This is a genomic window from Paenibacillus sp. FSL L8-0644 (assembly GCF_038008165.1).
Taxonomy (GTDB): domain Bacteria; phylum Bacillota; class Bacilli; order Paenibacillales; family Paenibacillaceae; genus Paenibacillus; species Paenibacillus polymyxa_D.
On record NZ_JBBOYN010000001.1, the window covers coordinates 719,497 to 742,378 of the forward strand.

The 22,882-nt window shown below is 43.5% G+C and carries 15 protein-coding genes; 7 read left to right on the forward strand and 8 right to left on the reverse strand.

The features are described from left to right. Window positions 1–855: 855 nt before the first annotated feature. Window positions 856–1,866 (reverse strand): LacI family DNA-binding transcriptional regulator, encoded by a 1,011-nt coding sequence (locus tag NSS94_RS03335; protein ID WP_029515929.1) that lies wholly within the window; start codon window positions 1,864–1,866, stop codon window positions 856–858. A 1,301-nt stretch (window positions 1,867–3,167) separates the two neighbouring features. On the opposite strand from NSS94_RS03335, the gene NSS94_RS03340 reads away from it, so the two are divergent. Beyond that, window positions 3,168–6,980, forward strand: coding sequence for a GH32 C-terminal domain-containing protein (locus NSS94_RS03340; protein WP_341038644.1), 3,813 nt, complete (start codon window positions 3,168–3,170; stop codon window positions 6,978–6,980). 883 nt (window positions 6,981–7,863) lie between these two features. Further along, a complete protein-coding gene (locus tag NSS94_RS03345) occupies window positions 7,864–8,106 on the forward strand; it encodes a hypothetical protein (protein WP_341038646.1) in 243 nt (80 codons plus the stop codon). A 240-nt stretch (window positions 8,107–8,346) separates the two neighbouring features. Here NSS94_RS03345 and NSS94_RS03350 read toward each other — a convergent pair whose 3' ends face one another. Both NSS94_RS03350 and NSS94_RS03355 read right to left on the reverse strand, forming a co-directional pair. After that, window positions 8,347–9,342 carry a carbohydrate kinase family protein gene (locus tag NSS94_RS03350; protein WP_029515926.1) on the reverse strand — a complete coding sequence of 332 codons (996 nt, stop codon included), beginning with the start codon at window positions 9,340–9,342 and terminating at the stop codon, window positions 8,347–8,349. Window positions 9,343–9,364: 22 nt separating this feature from the next. Next, window positions 9,365–10,399, reverse strand: a complete 1,035-nt coding sequence (locus tag NSS94_RS03355; RefSeq protein WP_029515925.1) for a LacI family DNA-binding transcriptional regulator — start codon at window positions 10,397–10,399, stop codon at window positions 9,365–9,367. A 506-nt stretch (window positions 10,400–10,905) separates the two neighbouring features. On the opposite strand from NSS94_RS03355, the gene NSS94_RS03360 reads away from it, so the two are divergent. The 5 genes from NSS94_RS03360 to NSS94_RS03380 all read left to right on the forward strand — a co-directional run bounded on the left by NSS94_RS03360 (window position 10,906) and on the right by NSS94_RS03380 (window position 17,198). Continuing rightward, window positions 10,906–11,790, forward strand: a complete 885-nt coding sequence (locus tag NSS94_RS03360; protein WP_230584986.1) for an ABC transporter permease — start codon at window positions 10,906–10,908, stop codon at window positions 11,788–11,790. Window positions 11,791–11,804: 14 nt separating this feature from the next. Further along, a complete protein-coding gene (locus tag NSS94_RS03365; protein ID WP_029515923.1) occupies window positions 11,805–12,686 on the forward strand; it encodes a carbohydrate ABC transporter permease in 882 nt (293 codons plus the stop codon). Between the two features lie 18 nt (window positions 12,687–12,704). Continuing rightward, window positions 12,705–14,324 (forward strand): ABC transporter substrate-binding protein, encoded by a 1,620-nt coding sequence (locus tag NSS94_RS03370; RefSeq protein WP_029515922.1) that lies wholly within the window; start codon window positions 12,705–12,707, stop codon window positions 14,322–14,324. Window positions 14,325–14,421: 97 nt separating this feature from the next. Then, a complete protein-coding gene (locus NSS94_RS03375; RefSeq protein ID WP_081317544.1) occupies window positions 14,422–15,993 on the forward strand; it encodes a glycoside hydrolase family 32 protein in 1,572 nt (523 codons plus the stop codon). A 953-nt stretch (window positions 15,994–16,946) separates the two neighbouring features. Then, on the forward strand, window positions 16,947–17,198 hold the full coding sequence (locus NSS94_RS03380; protein WP_069010904.1) for a hypothetical protein: 252 nt from the start codon (window positions 16,947–16,949) through the stop codon (window positions 17,196–17,198). A gap of 963 nt (window positions 17,199–18,161) precedes the next feature. On the opposite strand, the gene NSS94_RS03385 is transcribed toward NSS94_RS03380, so the two are convergent. From NSS94_RS03385 to aiiA, 5 genes are all read right to left on the reverse strand, one after another. Continuing rightward, a complete protein-coding gene (locus NSS94_RS03385; RefSeq protein WP_069010905.1) occupies window positions 18,162–18,773 on the reverse strand; it encodes a TetR/AcrR family transcriptional regulator in 612 nt (203 codons plus the stop codon). A gap of 158 nt (window positions 18,774–18,931) precedes the next feature. Beyond that, window positions 18,932–19,123 (reverse strand): hypothetical protein, encoded by a 192-nt coding sequence (locus NSS94_RS03390; RefSeq protein WP_069010906.1) that lies wholly within the window; start codon window positions 19,121–19,123, stop codon window positions 18,932–18,934. 29 nt (window positions 19,124–19,152) lie between these two features. Beyond that, window positions 19,153–20,541 carry an amidase gene (locus NSS94_RS03395; RefSeq protein ID WP_341038648.1) on the reverse strand — a complete coding sequence of 463 codons (1,389 nt, stop codon included), beginning with the start codon at window positions 20,539–20,541 and terminating at the stop codon, window positions 19,153–19,155. A 45-nt stretch (window positions 20,542–20,586) separates the two neighbouring features. Beyond that, complete coding sequence (locus NSS94_RS03400; protein WP_341038650.1) at window positions 20,587–21,909, reverse strand: MFS transporter; 1,323 nt, start codon at window positions 21,907–21,909, stop codon at window positions 20,587–20,589. 14 nt (window positions 21,910–21,923) lie between these two features. After that, window positions 21,924–22,682: a quorum-quenching N-acyl homoserine lactonase AiiA gene (gene aiiA / locus NSS94_RS03405; protein WP_029515914.1), complete on the reverse strand. Its 759-nt coding sequence runs from the start codon at window positions 22,680–22,682 to the stop codon at window positions 21,924–21,926. Between the last annotated feature and the right edge of the window lie 200 nt (window positions 22,683–22,882).

Here is a 22,882-nt window from a genome sequence, read left to right on the forward strand (position 1 = left end):
GTCTAGAACGTTATTTTCTCCTGACAATTAAAATGCGCTGATGTTATTGAGTATTGTGGTACTACTGATTCTTTGGGATGGCTAATGAGTACAACAGGTTCAATACTAAAAGAAGCCAGGAGAATGATGGGCTCGGAGTCTTAAGTAGGATAAGAAAGTAAATAATATGTAATTTCTCCGAATAGGTAGGTTCAATTGCGAACCTACCTTTTTTCATTGAATACAGTTATAGCTATTTCTATAAATAAAAAAATTATTTGTATTATGCGACATAAGGACAATTTATTTTTAAATATATCTTTTAAGAAAATCTAATATAAACGTATTATTTATATCAGATTCATTTAAGTATAAACTGCTACTTATAAGCCTAACTTTACGCAAATGCAATAATTAGAAAGGAGATAGGGCTGAATTGTGAAGAGGTTTTTCGTCTTTTTAAAAATGAGATCTACGCTAAATGCTTCTCTTAACTCATTTTAATTTAGTTACCAAAATACCTTCTACAGTTCGGGCGCTTACTCATCTGAAAAATTCATTACACATCAAAACTTAATTAACGCGAAAAACATAACTTATTTGGAGGAATATCATTGAAAATCAAAGTGCTGATTCAATTTCTTATTTATTTATGTCTATATTGTAATGATAGAAGTACACTATGATTATTAACTATAAGGAGCAAAAAAATAAAACATAAGAATGTGAGAAAGATTAATTTTTTAGTTTTGCTATCTCTCTCATTCATACTACCTTGGTATCTGAAAATCTTATTCATCTTACCTTGCTTAAAAATAACAGTGTATATGCTCTGAATAAAAATGGTTCCCTGTATCTTTGTTACATACAACTTGATTAGGAAGACTTCGTGGAGCCTCTATGAACGATGCATGTCTCAAGATGAATGGTCTCATTCCGTCGATCCGGCTGCTCCAATCGAGCCAACAAGGACTCAACGACGCGTGTACCGAGTCCGTACGGATAAGTATGTACGGTCGTGAGCGGAGGATCGATAATCTTGGCATTAGCAATATCGTCAAAACCTGTTACCTCGATTTGTCCAGGAACATCGATGTGCAACTCCTTTAGCGCACGAATAACCGAAATTCCAATATCATCGTTGGCACAAACAAATGCTGTCGGAAGCTTTGGAAGCTGCTTCAACTGTTCAAGCATCCACTCAACAGATAGATAAGGATTGTTGTCCTCAAGCTTGATGCTGAACGTCTCTCCAGATGAAGCGCGATGCATCCGGAGGGCTTGATCGTAACCAAGCCAACGCTCATAGAAGCTTCGACAGTGATTGTGGTCTCCGATAAATCCAATCTCCGAATGGCCGCGTCCAATGAGAGAACGAGTAAGATTGTATGTCGTGCGGTGATTCTCCATCAAGAGGATGTCGAATTTGTGTGGAGAGTTCAACGACTCTGGCAAAAAATCGATAAATACCGTTGGAATGCCCGTGTTTAGAATAGTTTCAATATAGGCTTCTTGGAAGATCTCAATACAAACAATTCCGTTCACATTTGATTGGTTAATATTGGAGGGCAGTGTGCATGAATGGATATCCTCAGGATTGACAAGAGATAAGATCAGATTAAAGCCTTCAGCGCGCAGGGAGGTTTCCATTCCTTTAATCGTTTCAGAGTAGAAGCTGATGGCGTTAATGTCCCCTCGTGTAAGAAGAGCAATATTGCCTCCATTCATAAAACTGTAGTTTTTGTATTTCATCTCCGCTGCTTTTTGGATTACTCTCTTTTTTGTGCCCTCTGGAATTTGCGGATGGTTGTTGAGGGCTTTGGATATGGTATTTCGAGACAGCCCCATTGCATCCGCGATGTCTTGAACCGTTACTTTCTCAGCCATAATAAGCTCCTTTTTATCCTGCTTCATAAAATCTTAAATGATAAACAAAAATTTATTCAAATGTAAATGTGAATGTGGTTTTTAGCTTGAAAACAATTCTTTGATCTTGCATACTTCTAATAAACATTCCCCTCTTATACTACACTACTCTTTGCCTTTTTTGTAGTAAGAGTTAGATAAAAAAGATTCTATACTATTAGGATAAATCGGTGTTCTTCTAAGAAAAGAAAGAGAGCTAGACCCCTTCTCGTGAGGGTTTGCTATCAAGGAAATATATAAACTTAAACAAGTAACAGAGTGAGTGGGATTTTCATTGCTTTTTATTTTTGAAAGCGCTATACTTTTGGTTATATAAATTAATGTTTATAAATATTGATTATAAATGTAAACTTGATGAACAATTAAATGCACAAGTATAAGTATTTTGAGGGTAAGGATGGAGGTAAACTAAAATGAGCTCTGTATAACCGGCTGTGATTTTATTGAGCTTTTCCGCCGGATAGCCAAATTACAGATTCGCTACACAACTCCTAAGACGGGGTCGAAAATTACAAACACTGAGTATTCTGCGGCGGGTCTTGCCGTTCCCGTTGGCTGGGAAACCGATGTCAATGCAGCAGTTTATAGCGAGATTTAAATGGGGTGCTGCGTAAGGATTCCTACTGCTTGTAATATATCGTAGGTACGGGGGGGGCGGTGTTAGTGTTTATTCGGAAGGTGAAATTATACATATACTTGTATATCCGAAGAGTGGACAAATGCTGACCAGACGGCATTCTGAAGATGAATTCGTTAACATAGGGACGCCTTGAAGGCCATTGAAGCCAGATGAGAAAAAGGACCACGAGCTGCCGTTGAACCATATCGCATTAGATATGGAAGCCTTCTATATTGCTGGTCCATAAACCCGTGTCATTTTACTTTTGTCAACTCACAAAATTTTTTGGGCGGCGTTATGCAGCTGCTGCTGATTTTCCCGCTGAACCGGTAGGTTGTGCTCCGGAACCTGAACGGTTATTTCAATTTAAGTGCCATCTTGGAGCATAAGGATGAGTATAGTGTTCCACCGGGCTCGGATATTATTGAAAATTAACAAAAAGGGAAAGAGAGAGGGGAGTCGGAGTTTGAACATTCCCAATAGTCTCGTTCAAATCCTAAAATAGAAATCACAAGTTCAAGCTCTATATATTTTATAACAAATTTAATATGCTATTCCGGCCAGTTACTGTGCTGTAACTGGCCGCCTTCTACTTTTTTGGTAGAAGATGATTATTCCGTAGAGTAGAAATGGAGGGTAATCGATGAAAAAGAAATTCAAAGCTGTGCTGCACATCCTCATGGTGATGGCTATTATTATGACTTCATCTGGAGTTTACGCCGCTAGTCCTGATACCGGCTGGGCTGCACGGGCGGAAGGTAACACAGGAAAATCGGAAAAGGAGGGTCTTTCTATTTTTGAAAACGTTATAAATCTAAATACAAATTTGACAGGATGGCAGGTAAAAGGAAATGGCAAGTGGGGAGATGCCGCAGAAGGGCTCCTGCTGACATCTGATCCGCAGGAGGACGTGATGGCCATCTCAGAAACAATAGCAGATGATTTCCTGTATGAAGCCGATGTTATGATCAAGGATATGCAAGCGGATGCTTCTTTGCTCTTCCGTTCCAATGAAGACGGATTGAATTCGTATATGCTTCAAATTGCACCGCAGTCCGGTATTATCCGTTTAAAAGATGTGGGCAGTGGAGCAGGTAAATTAAATGAAGAGCATCCGGTTTCGCTCAAGAAAGGGGAGATCTATCATCTCAAGGTAAAAGCTGAAGGGGCCTCGCTGAAAGTATATTGGGGAACTCAATATAAGCCTGTGATTGATGTTCAAGACAGTTCATACCGATCTGGCCGCCTTGGACTTCACGTCTGGGATGGGTCAGCCTTGTTCCAAAACATAACCGTTAGCGATCTGAAAGGGAATCTGGGTTTGGTACTTGTGAAAAAAGGACAGTGGCAGCCTGACCTCAGCGGCCAAAAAGGAACGTCTGTGAACCAGAGCAAGGCTCAGCAAATCTATAGCAGGCAAGCTGCTGACTTTGTATATGAAGGAACAATCGTTTTCCGCTCCGATGCTGCTGCCGCTCTAGCTTTCCGGTCCTCTACCGATGGAACACGTGGATATGAAGCTACTCTGGTGAAGGAAGGAGAGCAGGTCCGCGTATCGCTGACGAAAGCGGATGGAACTGCAATTGCAGGCTCAGAGCGACCTTATCCGAGCTTAGCGGGGGCGAAGCATTATGTGGAAGTAAAGGCAATGGGTAACCGGATTCAAGTTTTCGTGGACGGTTATACTCCACCAGCAATCGATGTAACGGATCATTCGTATTCAACAGGAAACGCCGGTCTTGTTGTGAAAAAGGGAAGCGCTTACTTTCAGGATGCTTATGTCACGGAGTCTAATAATTATTATACTGAAACCTATCGTCCCCAGTATCATTATACACCGATCCGTGGGTACGCCAGTGACCCGAACGGGTTGGTCTATTTCGAAGGTGAATACCATCTTTTCCATCAGGATGGAGGCACATGGGCCCATGCCGTCAGCAAGGATATGCTGAGCTGGAAACGTCTGCCGATTGCACTTCCGTGGAATGATTACGGGCATATCTGGTCCGGATCTGCTGTGGCGGATGTAACGAATACTTCAGGCTTATTTACGGATTCGGGCGGCAAAGGTCTGATCGCCTATTATACTTCCTATAACCCAGATGGTCCTAATGGCAACCAGCGCATTGGCCTTGCTTACAGCAAGGATCAGGGGCGTACGTGGCATTATGCCAAGAATCGTCCGATCGTGGTTGAGAACCCCGGCAAGAACGGGGAAGAACCGGGGGGATGGGATTTCCGCGACCCTAAGGTGATTCGCGATGACGAGCATAATCGCTGGGTCATGGTAGTGTCCGGTGGTGATCATATCCGGTTCTTTACATCGGCTAATTTGCTGGACTGGACGTTGACCGACAATTGGGGTTATGGAGATTATGTTCGTGGCGGTGTGTGGGAATGCCCTGACCTGTTCCCACTGGTCGTGCAGGAAACGTCAGAGAAGAAGTGGGTTCTCATGATCAGTACAGGGGCGAATTCGGCAACAGGAGGATCGGATTCTGAATATTTTGTGGGAAGTCTGACTGCAGAGGGGAAATTCGTAAATGACAATCCGGCAGGAAAGGTGCTGAGAACGGATTTTGGCAAGGAGTATTATGCATCCATGTCTTTCTCGGACATGACGGATGGGCGCAGAGTGATGTTGGCGTGGATGTCCAACTGGGATTATCCGTTCGCTTTTCCGACTTCGGGCTGGAAGGGGGGACTGACTGTTCCGAGAGAGGTTGCTCTGGTCATGACCCCCGACGGACTCCGTCTCGCCCAGGGTCCGATCAAGGAGATGGAACATCTGCGCAGCAGGCTGTTCTCTGTAACTGACAAGATGATCAATCCATCTTCTCCAAACCTGCTGAAGGGACTTGTTTCTGGAGCATATGAGATTGAAGCCGAACTGGAGATTCCGGCTGGAAGTAACGTAACAGAGTTTGGTTTTAATCTACGTGAAGGTGCGAATCAGAAGACTGTGGTGGGTTATAAGCCAGGCGAAAGTAAATTGTTCGTGGATCGCTCTGCTTCCGGAGCTACGGATTTCTCCAATCTGTTTACCACAAGACATGAAACGGGGATGAAAGCCGAGAACAAGCGGATCCAGATGCGGATTTTGGTGGATGAATCCTCTGTTGAGGTCTTCGCTAATGGAGGCAAGGTGGTTTTCTCCGAGGTCATATTTCCTGATCCGGCCAGTAGGGAGATGAGCTTCTATAATCAGGGTGGCAATGTGAAGATTGTTTCTCTGTCGGTAAACAAGCTTGGATCAGTGTGGAATTCGGATAACGATTCGCCACTACGGATTGCAATGGACACGGGTGACCGTGAACTAGGGATAGGGCAAAGCGAAACGCTGCGGGCGGCAGTGGAGAATGGGCCTGGCAATGGTGTTCACCCGCTGGAGTGGAAATCCAGTAATGCCAAGGTGGTAGGCATAAAGGGAGCCGGCGCTTCTCAGGCAACTCTTATGGCCAAAAAAGAGGGCGAGTCCGTCATTACTGTATCCACCCCGAATGGAAAGGCATCCGCCAGCCTTCTTGTAAAAGTCTCTGGCGGCGAGTTTCATACCAGTCTCAGCGGCTGGACCCCAGATCCGTCAATGGCTTCATGGGTACTCAGCAAGGATGGAATTCGTGGAAGATACTCAAGCGACGCGAATTATATGGCCCAGGAGCAGGCTGGGGATTTTACTTATGAAGCTGAACTGAAGCTTGGCACGTCCGGCGGGGCTGGTTCACTCCTGTTCCGTGCAAGCGAGGATGGGCACAGCGGCTACTACCTGAATCTAGATCCTAACATGAAGTCTATTCGCCTGTTCTACAAAATAGATGGACGATTCGAGGAACGACAGGTTCTGGCGAAAGTCCCGGCCTTCATCCAGCGAGGCCAAACCTATAAAATAAAGATTCAAGCGGAAGGCCCGCATATCGTGGTACATATGGGAGGACTGAAAATAATGGATCTGAAGGATGGGACCTTTGCCGAAGGTCATTTCGGACTTCATGTCTTTGGCGGCTCTGTCTCTTATCAGAATGTAAATGTGACAGGAGGGAAACCGGCCAAGTTGAGGGTATCAAGCCTCGTGAACGTAGCATTCCAAAAATCCATATATACAGCCCGCCTGGCAAATGGCGAAGCAGTTAGTGTACAGGATGCAAATGAAGCCTCGGATCAAAAATGGGTGTTTGTGCCGACCGGAGATGATGCAGGTTCCTATTCCATCCGAACGACCTCCGGACAGGCGCTGGATCTGGACGCGGAGCACAATAAAATTCAGCTCTATTCTTATTTGGGCTACAATAATCAGCGGTGGATTGTCCACAAAAATAGGGATGGTTCGGTTGTCATTATCTCAGTTTATCATAATAGGGCTTTGACCATATCCGAGGATGGTTCAAAGCTTACGTTAGAGACTCCTCCAACGGATGAAATGCGACGAAATAGGTGGAAAGTAAGCTCTGATTTTTAGTTCTATCCTGTAGAAAAGCCCCTTCGCTTGGCGTAGAGGGGCTTTTGGCAAAAGGCGGATTTGTTATTGTGTTCATGCAGCTTCAGCTTACTTCTGTCAGGTTAGGAAAATCAATTTCTTGCTGGCCAGGAAAGCGTCGAGCTTCTTTCGCTTTTCGTATCGCCAGCGAGTGATAGAGACTGAGTGATAGAGACATATGAACAAGACCCGTTGAGATGTCCATGCTGCAAGCACCAGATGTTGCTTGTGGTGATTTGGCATGCCGATTTGGACGGATTTATTATTATGTGCAACGAGAATATAAAAAATCAAAAGAAATGGTGAATAATAAATGATGATAAACCACGAGGCCAAGGGAACGAATAGGATAAAATGAAATGGATTTGTAGGAGCCAAGGGAAAAGAGCTTTAGGTATGGATAGACTTTGTGTGGAATGTGGGACGGAATCGAATAAACCAAACATAACTTAACGATGGGGGCATTATTAATGAATATGGATGATGAGAAATTACTGTAGTGCTTTCAGAATGAGACTTTTCCCCTTGTAAGAAACAATTTTTAGACAGGGGAATGATGTACTTTGAAAATTTCAGATCGAGTATTAAGGCTTTATCTAAATCACATTTGCTTGGATTTGTGGCGGGGGCCTTACGGCGGTAAAAAGCACTATGACTAAGACGAAAGCCTCCAAGTGGGGAGTATTATTCTTCTGATGACCATACCTTTGATTATCAGGGCAAAGCTAACCCTCAGGACCATCCGGCAATTTTAAGTCACTTTATCGATTGGGAGTGGTTTTTCTTAGGTTGTGGGAACGATGGAGTCAATGGTTCTTCGGTCTTTGATGAAAGTGTTGAGTTCATTATTTTAGAGTTATAACAAATGGGTAAAAAGAAGCCCATTATCGTCGATACCTTTATGGAACCAGCATTTTCAGGAGGAATTTCTGCCTACAACCAGGTTTTCTTTGTGTTTGCCGAAGATGGACTAATTCGATCAGAGTATTTAGAACGAGATCACCTGAGAGGCATGGAGGATTTATTTCCTGTTTTATTTGATCCACAATGTACAAGAAGTGAAACACTAAATACAGTTGTTAAAGCTTCAAATCACTACCTACAATAAGCACAGCAATGTGAATTAAAATGTTTTATGAAAACATCTGAGTCAAATAAAAATGGAATATTATCGGCAATCGAAAATATTTTGGTCTGTCTTAAATACAAGGAGCTACTACATAGGATAGTAGTAGTTTCCTTTTGATTAAACTCCCTTGATATGATTTAGTTTCCTCACTTCACTTTCCAAGGAATAACTAAAAAGGTGTCCAGCGACCCTAGGATCGTCGGGACACCTTTGCTGTTCTTACAGTTCGATTTTTGTTTCACCCTGTTGCTCTATGAAATGCTTAACTTCTTCCAACGATGGCAAGGCTGCAATCGCTCCAACTTTAGTGCACACGATAGCGCCGACTTGATTGGCAAGTGTTATAAATTCCTGCTGTTGCTCCCAATCGGAGGTAAATGCCTTGGGCTGACTCAGCTGGCTGATTTGATACAGCATAGCTCCGACGAAGGCATCACCGGCACCGGTAGAATCGATCGATTTAACAGTAATACTGCTGATTAGCGAACGGGAGGTACCGCTTGAGATGAGAGTACCTTCTTTCCCCAAGGTAACTGCCACCGTTTTGGCTCCCAACCCATGCAAAAGATCCAATGAAGCATTGCGGTCAGTCAGCCCCGTAATGATATTTAATTCCTCTTCGCTTACCTTTACGAAATCCGCATTGTGTATTCCTCTTCTGGACAATGTTATAAACTCCTCCAGCCTATCTTTCCAGAGGTCCCCCCGGTAATTGGGATCAAAGGAGGTAAATTGCCCATTGGCTTTCGCTTCGTCCAATAAAGACAAATACGCTTCCCGGAAAGGATCGGCGAGCAAGGCCGTTGCCGAGCCAAAATGCAGAATGGCAGCCTGTCGAGTCCATTCTCTATCAATGTCCTGCAGAGACAGCTGACGGTCAGCTCCGCGGTTGAATACGAAATCTCGTTCGCCGTTAGCGGCAAGGGAAACAAAGGCCAGTGTAGTCGGTGTTTCCGGATCAAAAAGAAGCATGGAAGTATCCACATGCTGCTCCTCCAGCGTTTGCTTCAGGTAGATACCGAAGGGATCAGCACCGATTTTCCCCAAGAATGACGCTTTTCCTCCGAGTTTGGCTACGGCTGCGCTTACATTTGCCGGAGCACCGCCAGCCTGCTTGGAGAAATGCTGACCCTTGGCAAGATTAACATCAATATCCGTGCAGAAAAAATCAATGAGCAACTCGCCCACACAAAGAACCGTTCTGTCATTTTTCACTTTGATTCACCTCTTGGTAGATTTAGTTTAGAACAGGGGTCGAGTCCCGGTATACGATATCCGTTGCAACATGAGTCACTCGGTATGGCATGGTATTGTCTTTGATTCTGGACAATAACATTTCGGCTGAAATAATACCCATCTGACTACTGTAAATATGCACGGTTGTAAGATGAGGCTCGACAACCCGGGATTCCGAAGCATCATCGAACCCGCAGACAGCAACATCTTCTGGGACTTTAATCCCTTTGTTTTTTAAAGATTTGATCACGTTGATGGCAATGAAATCATTGGCGCAAATAAAGACGGAGGGACACTCCCTCAGAGCATCCAACTGCTGTTCCATCCAGTTCTCCTCTATAAAGAAGTTGCGGTCAGGCGCTACAATGCTATGGGCAGGATCTACGGCGATTCCTGCTTCTGCTAAAGCCCTATTAAATCCGGTCCAGCGTTCATTGAAGCTTTTGCAGTGATTGTAATCGCCTACAAAACCGAAGCTTTCATAGCCATGATCGATTAATTTCCGGGTAACACAGTATGTGCTGTGTTCATTTTCCATTAATACCAGATCCGCCTTCAATTCTGGATACATCATATCCGCAGCGCAATCAATAAAAATGGTTGGGATGCAAAGATCTGTGATCAGCTTGCTGTATTCCTTGCTGAACATTTCGATGCAGAAAATGCCAGCCACATTCGAAGGTTCAAAATTGCCGGGTAGGGTCATCGAATTGATATCATTCTCACGGACAAAATAAATGGATAAAGTATAGCCCTGTTTGCTGATTTCCTTCTCCAGTCCGCTGATCAACAAAGATCCAAAGTGTGAGCTATTAGGAAGATTACAGGTCAAAAGTGCGATATTGCCTTGTTTTTCAGAAGCTGTTTCCATATAAGAAAATTGTTTGTATTTAAGCTCCATTGCTTTTTTGACCACCTTGTCCCTAGTAACGGTGGGAATACTCTCCACTCCATTAAGCGCCTTGGATGCAGTGTTTCTGGAAATTCCCAAGGCATCAGCGATATCTTGTATCGTAACCTTTGACTTTCTCGTCATATTGTTCACCTTATTCTCCGAATTAAGATTCTTCATATTTCTAAATATATAGTATTTTCATGTTTTTAACAATGTATTTATTCAAATGAACAATAAAGGTTTACGTTTGTTTATTTATATTGTGTATTTTTGATGTATTTTTGCTAAAAACATTATAATTATCTTGAAATACGCTTTTTGAATGAATTTTTCACCCGAATTATATTGACTAATTAAATGTACATCTGATAAATTGTAAGAGTGAAATATGTTCAAATGTAAATTGTAAGCCCATTCATTTTGGGAATGTGTAAAATTCTCGTTCTGTTGGAGGTGTGGATATTACAAGCAAGTATTTGAAAAACATCTTGGTTAATTATGTCAGAGAGATGACATAACATGGCTTATATTTTGTGTCGTATAACAAGCCGTGAACAGTAGGAGGGAAAATATTGGCAAATTCGATCGTTCAAAAAAGGGGATTAAAGGCTTCAGAAACAAAAAAAAGAAACCATTGGTTAAGCTATATGCTTCGAAATTATATATTGTATTTGTTTCTGCTTCCGTCCATAATTCTTACCGTCATTTTCAAGTATGTTCCCATGTACGGCTCGATCATTGCGTTTAAAAATTTCAGCCCAAGAAAAGGCATCCTCGGCAGCGAATGGGTTGGATTTGAACATTTTCAGCGGTTTCTTTCATCACCAAATTTTTATGACATATTAATGAATACGCTTAAATTAAGCGCTTACGGTCTTATTCTCGGCTTCCCAGTACCCATCATTCTGGCCTTAATGCTAAATCTGGTCAGAGGAGCGAAGTTCAAGAAGAATATTCAGCTTATTGTATACGCACCTAACTTCATCTCGGTTGTTGTTGTTGCCGGTATGCTGTTTGTTTTTCTATCGCCAGCTGGAATAGTGAACGCTTTGGTAACAACCTTCACCGGCAAGCCGATTGCTTTTATGACTGATCCTGCCTATTTCCGAACGGTATATATTTTGTCTGGTATATGGCAAACAGCGGGCTGGTCCTCTATCATTTATGTGGCCACCTTAGCCAATGTGGACCCGCAGTTGCATGACGCTGCAACAATTGATGGTGCTTCATTGATGAAGAGAATCTTCCACATTGATCTGCCAGCTCTTAAACCCGTCATGGCCGTCCTGTTCATTCTCGCTGCAGGAGGTATTATGTCGATCGGCTATGAAAAGGCTTACCTAATGCAGACGGCTCTGAACACACCTACCTCGGAAATCATCGCGACTTACGTATACAAGGTGGGGTTGCAATCCGGCGATTATGCTTATTCTACGGCAATCGGGTTGTTCAATTCCGTAATTAATGTATTCCTGTTGATTTTCGTAAATACCGTCGTCAAGAAGCTGAACGAAGGAGAAGGGCTGTATTAAAGAAGGAGGTATTTATGGATATTCATTACACCGGGAAGGACCGGATTCTGCTCATCATCAATTATATTCTACTTGGTTTGTTTGTTCTCGCTATTCTGTTACCGCTGGTTTATGTGGTGCTTTCGTCCTTTTTAACTCCAAATACCCTGATTACCAAAGGGTTTGCCATTACATCATCAGACTGGACACTCACGGGATATGCCAAAATCCTAAGCAACAGTGCCATGATCCGCGGTTTTTTTAATGCTATTTTTTATTCAGCAGCCTTTGCGTTCGCAACCGTATTATTTTCCGTCTTCGCGGCTTATCCGCTTGCGGTTGAAGAGTTGGTAGGGAAACGGTCCATTATGATCTTTTTCCTGATAACGATGTTTTTCGGTGGCGGTCTGATTCCTACCTATCTGGTGATTAAGGATTTAGGCATGTTGAATACGGTCTGGGCCATTATTCTGCCCGGCTCGATCAGCGTATTCAATATTATTCTGGCAAAGACTTATTTCCAGGGACTTCCGAAAGAACTGTTCCAGGCGGCGAGTATAGACGGAGCTTCCGAGCTCAGTATTTTCTTTAAAATCGTCCTGCCGCTTTCCAAGCCTATTATTTTTGTTCTAGCTTTATACGCTTTTGTCGGACAGTGGAATTCTTATTTCGACGCCATGATTTATCTGGATGATCCGAAGCTGTTTCCGCTTCAACTAGTACTGCGCTCCATTTTGATACAGAATCAGGTTCAGCCCGGCATGATTGCCGATGCGATGGCACAAGCGGAGCTTAAGAAATTGTCTGAAATGATTAAGTACTCTGCCATTGTCATATCAAGTTTGCCTTTGATTGTCATGTATCCATTCTTCCAGAAGTATTTCGAAAAGGGTGTCATGGTAGGTTCGATCAAATAACAAATCGGGGGAATAGAGATGAAAAAAACATTACTAACCTTGTCTGTGTTGGCACTTTCTACTTCACTGCTTGCCGGATGCGGCGGTTCGGGCAATAATTCTGCGGCATCCGAAGATTACAAGCTGGAAAATGTTACTCTGCCGCTTAAAGAGAAAGTTACTTTGCATTTTATGACTCAAAGCTCGCCGCTGGCACCTTCCGATCCAAATGAAAAGTTGATTTATAAAAGACTGGAAGAAAAAACAGGGGTGCATATCGATTTTACCAACTTCACCTCCGATTCCTTCATTGAAAAAAGAAACCTTGCTGTTGCCAGTGGAGATCTTCCAGATGCCATACTGGATGCCGGATATTCCGATTACGATTTGTTGAACCTCGGAAAGGATGGAACTATTATCCCTTTAGAGGATTTGATTCAAAAATATATGCCCAATCTGCAGAAGGTATTAAAGGAAGCGCCTGAGTACAGATCCATGATAACCGCACAGGACGGGCACATTTATGCCTTTCCTTGGATTGAAGAACTGGGTTCTGAGAAGGAGAGCATTCATTCTGTAAACGACATGCCATGGATCAATGTGGAGTGGCTGAAAAAGCTGGGACTTAAAATGCCAAAAACCACCGAGGATTTAAAAAAAGTTCTGCTCGCATTTAAAAATGGCGACCCTAACGGAAATGGCCAAGCGGATGAAATCCCGCTGTCCTTTATGCTCAATAACGGCAATGAGGACCTGAATTTTCTGTTCGGATCATTCGGTCTTGGGGACAACGGCGATCATACGGTAGTGACCAATGAGGGGAAAGTGGTCTTCACTGCCGATCAGGACGGTTACAAAGAGGGGATTAAATATCTTAATGAGCTGTATAAACTGAACCTGATCGACGAGGAATCATTCGAGCAGGATTATAACACGTATCTAGCCAAAGGTCAGAGTGAAAGATATGGCCTCTACTTCCAATGGGATAAGGCGAATATTTCAGGAGACAACGATAAATATGAACTGATGAATCCGCTCGCCGGACCAAGCGGTGAAGTCAATGTGACCCGCACGAACAATCTCGGCTTTGACCGGGGGAGAATGGTGATTACCAGTGACAACCAAAATCTCGAGCTTACGGCAAAATGGATTGACCAGCTGTATGATCCTATCCAGTCCGTGCAAGACAACTGGGGTACCTACGGCGACAAAACTCAGCAGAACATTTTTGAATACGATGAAGCGAGTCATATGCTGAAGCATCTTCCGCTTAAGGGAACGGCCCCTGTCGAGCTACGGCAAAAAACGAACATCGGTGGTCCATTAGCAATTCTTGACGAGTATTACGGAACGGTTACGACTAAGCCCGATGATGCAGTGGGACGGCTTAAGCTCATGAAGGAAAGACTCGTTCCTTATATGAAGGCTGACCATAATTTCCCGAAAGTCTTCTTCTCTCTGGAGGATCAGAAGCAGATCTCCACATTGGAAACCGATTTGTTTGCTTACGTTAACCGCAAGCGGGCGGAATGGATCAAGACGGGTAAAGTGGAAGAAGAATGGGCCGAATATAAAGCCGAGCTGTCCAGACTGGGGCTAGATAAATGGCTGGAAATCAAACAGAAAGGCTATGACAGATATCTCAAAGATCAAAGCTGAAACATTTAAATGGTAGTATTTCAAATTCATTTGCAAACGAGCAACTCAAATTATTATGTTAAATACCTTATCAACAATCAAGAGGAGAGCGGATACTATGAAAGAATTAAACCTAACGGACGACTATAGCGGCAGAAAGAGAAAAAGTAACTATAGTGAGACGTACAGGCCTCAATTTCATTATTCACCGGAGAAAAATTGGATGAACGATCCCAACGGCATGGTTTACTTTGAAGGAGAATACCACCTGTTCTACCAGCATACGCCCCATGATACGCAGCCTGATTTTGGCAACATGCATTGGGGGCATGCGGTAAGCAAGGATCTAGTGCATTGGACTGAGCTTCCACCAGCGATTCCACCTGGGGAGGACGGAGCGATCTTCTCGGGGAGTGCGGTGGTGGATAAGAACAATACCAGCGGATTTTTCAAAGAGGAAGGATCAGGATTGGTGGCCATTTATACAAATGAGGGCAACAAGGCTCAGCCTGGAAAACCGCAGGTGCAAAGCATTGCTTACAGCAAGGATAAAGGTCGAACCTGGACAAAATATGAAGGTAACCCGGTTTTATTTCCAACGGACACGCTAGACTTTCGTGATCCGAAGGTGATTTGGCATGATGAATCATCAATGTGGATCATGGTTCTTGCCGTAAGGGACCGTGTAGAATTTTACACATCTCCAAACCTGAAAGAATGGTCTTTTGCAAGCGAATTCGGTTCCGACATTCCACATATACACCGAGGGATATTTGAATGTCCTGATATATTTCGAATCCAAGTGGATGAGGATCCTAATACCACGAAGTGGATTCTGATGCTAAGCGTCGGGGATAGAAATGGTGTGAATCCAGACGATCCGGAACCACCGGCAGGCGGTTCTGGCATGATGTATTTTGTAGGCAACTTTGACGGTAAGTCGTTCACGCCAGATGAAGCGTTGGAATCCATCGATACTATCAAATGGGTAGACTATGGATCAGACTTTTACGCGGCCGTGTCCTGGAATGGCATTTCGAACGAAGACGGACGAAAGATTTGGATCGGCTGGATGAATAATTGGCGTTATGCTACCACGCTTCCTTCAAAGGAATGGCGTGGCAAGACATCAATTCCCCGGGAGCTACAGCTAAGGACTTATCCCGAGGGACTTCGCCTAATCCAAACACCCATAAATGAATTAAGTCAGCTAAGAAAACCGATTTTGTCTCTACAAGACTTGACGATTAAGCCAGATATGAACGTGTTGTCTGATATTTCCGCAGCCAAGGCAGAAATTATTGCAGAATTTGAAATCGGTACTGCTATGGAATTCGGGTTTAAAGTACGGAAGTCCGCCAATCAGGAGACGATCATCGGATATAATATCTCGAATGAGGAATTGTTCGTCGATCGGACGAAGTCGAGCGCCACTGATTTTCATTCAGATTTCACAGCAATACACAAGGCCACTATGAAGCCAGAGCATGAGAGGATACAGTTGAGCATTTATCTGGATTGGTCAAGTGTCGAAGTCTTCGGCAATCATGGAAAAACAATCATTTCAGACATGATTTTCCCGGACTTCGAAAGTAAGGGACTAGAACTCTACGCCATTGGTGGAGAACTGAGGGTCGTGTCGCTTCAGATCAATGATCTGGTAAGCATTTGGGGAAATGAGAATGTTTAGACAGTAGTTATGATTATCATTCCAATTGAAACGTTCTTACAACAGAACCCGTTAAGCAGCGGCTTGATTCGACGAAATGGTTACAGCCCGATTGCTTATATCCGTATCTAAACTGGTCTCCAAAACTAATTAAAGTATTATCTTATGCCTGGACACGTAACCTCCCGTCGGCTCACAACCGTACCGGGGGTTCGTATCCTTAGAAGTTAGCAGAAATCGAAAGACTAACACGGAGAATTTCATAATATAGTTTTACAGTGGTAAGAGGGCGTAAGAATCTTTCCTTGCATCTTACCTATAATAATATGAAGATTGACAATAAGATCATATTCTTTTCCCAAGGGGGTACCTAGTTCTTGTTCTCAGTTCGGGACAAGAACTTGCAGTGGTTATGAAGTCGCCAATTTGGCGGCTTTTTGTTTTACAGATAAATGATATTGTCTCGTGTTAAGACAAGGGCAATTAAGCGTTTGAATTAAAATAATGGGGCTGGGTATGCTAAATTAGCAAATATGGAATTTCTTGATTTTCATGAAAGGGTGAGACCGTCATCATTCTGCAAAAGGTACTAACTTATCTTATTAAACCGGATATATGGTTAGGAACTTTTTTCCCATTTGCTCTTCCGTTTGGAGTATCAAGAGTATTTCAATGGTTGCATACAGGGAACGGGAGAAATTTACACTGGTTCAGCTTTGATCAAAAAAAGTTTCATGAAACAAGAAATACCTCAACTAGTCGTTCCTTTTACAGCAGATCTAAATCAAAATTTGCTGGTGATGAAAGAAATCATCGGGCATAACTCAGAGAGCCTCTGAAAAGAAATATTACTAAAGTTGAAACTGAAAGAAACCATCTGGCTAGACGTGAAGTTGAACTGTTGAAAGAGATAGATACTCTTAGAACGCAAAGAACAGAATACAGAAGAAAACTAAGAGCTAGATCCAAAGAGTTTGGGGCAGTTTTACAGTTCAGTCACAATTCCTAAGTTATTAACCCTTCTCGATGAAAGGCCTAAGCTTAGCAATGTGTTTGCATTCTATCAGTTAGATAAACTCAATAGAAGGTACAATAAACTAAAATTAGCAGCTAGAGAGGTATTAAAACAGGAAAGAATAAAAAGACTACGTGATGAAGCTTATAAGGAGAAAATGGCTGCTGGCTATAAAAAAGTTAACGGATATATCGTAAGTGATGAGAGATGACTGGTACCTCTATGATCCAAACAATATTGTATACCTCATAACAGACTCAAAAATTAAATTAATTGAAGATTTACCAGCTACTGCATCTTTGTATTTAATGATGGAACTGCATATGTTTTTTATATCCATTAACCGGCATTTTTTGTGCCCTTTTTTGTATCTTTAGGGTTACTCGATGGTAAAATAATGTATACAAGCGGATGTATTTTTATGCATTTAAGCAATGTGGATATTCTCATTAATTATGACACCACACAGTGAGTAACGGTAATAATTGAGACTGATTTGGTTGATAACCGAGACATTTTTGGGTATATGTTTGAGACATTTTTAAACCAGTAGAAACAAAGCCCCTTGTTTCTATTGGTTTTTTGTGTTTCTATTTACTCTATATATCCTATAAATGTTAACATATGGTATTATCGATATCGAATCCAAATTACGATCATAATTGATACTTTTCGTAAAGGTGGTTTGGTTATGGATTGGAGAAGTTGGACGTGGAGTTTGGAAGATGAGTTAATAAAATCCCCAAGTGTTGTACAAATCTCTTCAACTGCAATTTTGGAATACATAAGATGAAAACCTGCTTGTTCTCCATGGATTCTCAGGCTACTAAGCCTGCTGCTACGAAGCCTACAGGAAGTAGACGAAAGAGCGCTGCTGATGATAAGAAGACCGAATAAGGAGAGCGTGCCATGGAAGTCCGATCCGGACAATTCGCGTAGCAGCCATTGGCAGAAAAAAAGGGTTGTCCCATAAGTCATAAAAATGACTAGGGACGTCCTGTTCTCCAATTGTAAAACAATAAGAAACCGTTCCTGGGTAAAATGGAGGTACCACCCGACCATTTGAAAAGATATGGTTTCTTTGTACATTCAATATACCATTATGAGATAAAAAGAGGAGTTACGCAGGACTATTCCTCATCCATGTTATGTGGCTTTGTGGCCAGCCCCTCAATTAATGTCTATTAGCTCTTAAACCTTCAATAAATATGCGGTGTAATCCATCAAGAACTCGTTGGCTTGTAAAGCCCTCATCTTGGAGATGGTAATCGATATTGTGAAGCACGGCCAGCAGGGCTTCAATAGTATATGAAATGTCCACCCCGGATACGTCTCCCTGTTCAACGGCCTCATTTAGCAGATTTCTGCTTATATTGCGCATCCATTGACATAACGGGGATTGTAACGGACGATGCCCGGTTGAGGCCCGGCTGACCTCACAGAGCCAAGGAACTTTCGCCTCTAAAAAAGAGACATATCTTACGATTACATGGTAAAGCCGGTCCAAGGCAGCGGTTTCTGGGGATTGATCAAGAAATGCTTGAACTTCATCAAACAAAGGTTGGTATTCTTCATACGCGATCTCCTGACATATGTCGCCCTTATCCGAGTAGCGGCGGTATAGGCTTGCTTGTCCTACTCCAGCAGTCTTCGCAATCTGATGCATATTGACATTGTCAACGCCTTTTTTGATGAAAAGTTCTCTAGCCGCCGCCAAAATTCGTCTTCGGTTTAACTCCTCTCTGGGAATTTTCAGAGAGACAGATTGCGATTCTGAATTCACCATAAACATCTCCCTTCATCATTAATTTAACTGTTATTTAACACGAAAAACGGACAATATGTCCGTTTTTCGTGTATAGGACATGTTGTCCGTCTTCATAATTATAATACATTTCGTGAAAAATTAAAAATACATTCATTTGGGTGACCGATGAGCTTTTTTTATCTCTTGGTATAGTGCTTTTTGTAAATTGGAGGCAAATGCGGTTCAATGCCCGATAGGTCCAGTTCCTTTAAACTTGCGATCGTATGAATAAACTGCTCGTATGCTTTTTTCTTGTCGCTCGTCGTATCTGTTCCGGTTTCGGTTGATGCTCTCCTGCTAACTTCAGAGTTAAGTTGCTTTTGATCCATAGATTACCCTCCATCAAATATAGTCAGGCTTACAAATCCGGATGTCTCTTGTGCCAGTCTGTATTCATTTCATAAGTATTGCCGATACCTAGTACTGTCGCTTCTTCGAAGGGGCGGCCAATCAATTGCATATTAATCGGCAGACCGGAAGGTGAGAAGCCGCAAGGCATGCTCAAGCTAGGCAAGCCAGTCAAATTGGTCGGAACCGTAAATGAGTTCAATCTGAATACACTAGCTTCATCATCTGCACGCGGCGCAGTGATCGGTGTTGCCGGCGTCAACAAGATGTCGATTCCGGACAATGCATTCAAAAAATCATTGACAATTAGTTGCCGGGCCCGCTGAGACTGAAGGTAAATGGAAGCCGGAATATCTCTACTGCTTTCAAGAAACATTCGGACGTCCGGTCCATACTGTTCCAATTCTGTCTCAAGCCACTTCTCGTGGTACGAGTACATTTCCGTCATCATAATGGCCATCGTCGCACTTCTAACATGTTTGATCAGGGGCAGGCTAACTTCGATGATTTCTGCTCCCAGTTCTCGGAATTTATTGATAGCGGCCTTCATCGCAGCTTCCACTTCTGGCATCAAATCCTCGTAATAGTAGCTTGTCGGCAATCCGATACGCACACCCCTGAGACCATTCGGATACATCTTGATACCTGGCGCAGGCAGATCGACAGTCGATTCATCCTTTGGATCGAAGCCAGACATCACATCCAAGCACAGGGACGCATCCATGACACAGCGGGTCAACGGACCCGAGTGGTCCAATGACCAGGCCATTGGAATGATACCATACCGACTGACCCGACCGTACGTCGGCTTCATCCCTACGACACCGCACAAAGCAGCGGGTATGCGGATCGAACCTCCGGTATCCGAGCCTGTGCCCAGATAAGTAAGTCCAGCCGCTAAGGCAGAAGCCGAGCCGCCGCTTGAACCTCCCGTTACAAGTTCAGTGTTCCACGGATTGAGACAAGGACCGAAGTGTGGGCTAGTTGTTGTCAATCCCGCAGCGAACTCGTGAGTCTGTACTTTGCCTAGCAGAACTGTTCCAGCCTCATGTAGCTTAGCTGCAACCGTCGAATCGTAATCGGGGACGAAGCTGTTCAATATTTTTGAACCGGCAGTTGTTCGGATCCCTTTAGTGTAATATAGATCCTTATGAACGATGGGAATCCCGTGAAGGGGCCCTTTGTACCGACCATGCATAATATCGCGTTCCGATTGCTTCGCTTGTTCAATCGCCAGTTCGGACGTTTGGGTAACGAAAACGTTCAGTTTCGGATTCAAACGTTCGATGCGGTGAAGCGCATGTTCTGTAATCTCTACCGGGGATATTTTCCTTGTTCGGATCCCCTCGGCCAGCTCATGAATAGCAGCAAAGGACAGTTGGAAATTTAATTTACTCATCTATTCATCCTCCGTATCTTTCGGACATGTCGTAAGTCTACCAAACTAATTACCATAACTTCCGCTAGGATTTGCTTTTCTTGCGAATAAGTATGTCAGGATTGCCAACAGGGAAATGGTAAAATAAACAACAGAAAAAGGCATCTTTAGATCAATCAGTCGGCCGACCAGCGAAGGGCCGAATGCTCCGCCTAGGAGATAGGCCAGTGTGAAAATACCCATCCCCACACCCAGCTCAGCCGAACGGAGTGTCGTCGAAACTAAATTGCTGCTAGAGGTGAGGACACCGTTGAATCCAATCATAAGGATAATGATCAATAAAGCGTCGATCCATGGCGGCAAATGTACGGATACCCCCAGTAGTATAAATCCGCTGATGACGAGACTTTGCGATATGACAAGCACACGGGAGCTTCCGAAACGATCTGTCCAACTTCCGATCCGGGATCCGAGCAAGGCTGCACAGGCGGCACCGGGAAGCATCAGCAGACCGATTTTACTAGTTGGTAAATGAAAGGAATTCTTCATCATGACAGGAAGAGTAAAGGTTAACCCCGTGTTGCATACGAAGGTAAGGAATCCAATCCCTAGAATTCGTCGGTAAGGAGCATTTTTCATGAAAGATGCATCGATAAATGGATGTTCTTTTTTCTGAATATGAGTACCGAACCATAGAAGAACTGCTGCTCCTGCAATGAGCATAAACCAATAGTTCGTAACCCCTAGCAATACCAACGCCAGTCCCGCGGAGAACAAAACAGCTCCGAGAAAATCGAATGAACCGCGGTCGTGTTTCTTGTCAGGAACATACTTGAATATCAAAGGGATAACAAATAGGCTCAGACTGGACACGATGAACAAAGCACGCCAGCCAAAGTATTGCTCTACGAAACCGCCGAACACAGGCCCGAAGCCGGAAGCAAAGGCAATTGTGGCGGATAAGGTTCCCAGCACCCGTCCCTTGACTGTAGGCTTAAAATACAGGGTTACTGCCGCATAAGACAGGGGAGAGATGGATGAGGCCCCTGCTGCCTGCAGTAGTCTACCAATGATGACTTGCAAGTATGAAGCTGCAAAAAAGCCGATCATAGAGCCGAAAGCTAAAAGGATTAAACCAATGACATACAGCTGGCGAAAGGAAAAGGACTCCGTTAACTTGCCGTAAGTACCGGCGCCGATAGCCATCAAAATGCTGTAACCGACCATAACCCAGCTCACCTGCGAGGAGGTCAGGGCAAAGTCAGCGGAAATCGAAGGTATAGACAAATTAAACATGGTCATATTGATGTTTCCGAAAATAATGAGCAAGCAAAGTGTCCCCATTAATTTCCGCTCATTGCCGGATAAAGCAATTGATTGAGTATCCATAGCCTGTCTCTCCATTACAGGAAGTCAGGAAAGGTGCGGCATTTTTGCGCCTGATCTCTATCGTGTCCCAAGAAAACATAGGACGGCCGAACATCCTGAATTAACTCCTGCATGCGAGTAATCGATTTGGCAGCCATCTCTTGATCGAATGTCAAGAACGGTACGCTATTCTCGAAGTTCTCCCGAGTATAAGCAACATCAATTGTCAGTAGCACTGGACCCGACTTTTCCGTTGTGACAAGGACTGATTGATGGCCAGGGGAATGACCCGGAGTGAATAAAATTTGAACCCCCGGAATCAATTCATGGTCACCCTCAATGATTTGATATTGTAAATCGGGCAGCCTGCACTCTAATGGAGAGTAATCCTCATTGTTTATGGCCGCATCATACTCTGCCCTTTGAATAAGGATCGGCGTATTGCGGAAATGCCCGTTTCCCCCAGAATGATCCAAGTGTAAATGGGAGCTAATGACCATTTGAATATCGTCAGGTCGATAACCGACACGCTTTAACACATTTACGATCGAGTCGCCGTCAGACATGTTGGGGACGACGCGCCCTTCACGTCTAGTCCCCTTGTAGTAATCGGGATTGTTGATAAAAGCGTCGGGCATTCCCGTATCGATGAGTATCGGCCCGCTGGTCGTTTCCAATAGAAAAGACCACACAGGCATTCCGACTAATTTCCCGGGGGCAAGGGTTCGATTAACTGCCGATTGATCTAGGAAACATTCACCTACAGATAAAAAATACAATTTTTTGATATGCATCCCAGTTTCACCCTTCGTATTATAAATTCGGACAGTTTGTCCGTTTTGTTTTGATTATATCGGACAAATTGTCCGATGTCAATTTGTCATCGGCGGTTGGGCATCGGCAAAAGCCTTACACCTGCAACAATACGCCAAGCTAAAGAATGTCGCCTAGGTGGAGTGCAAAGAAACAACGGGGCTGCGTTTGTACCAAATGC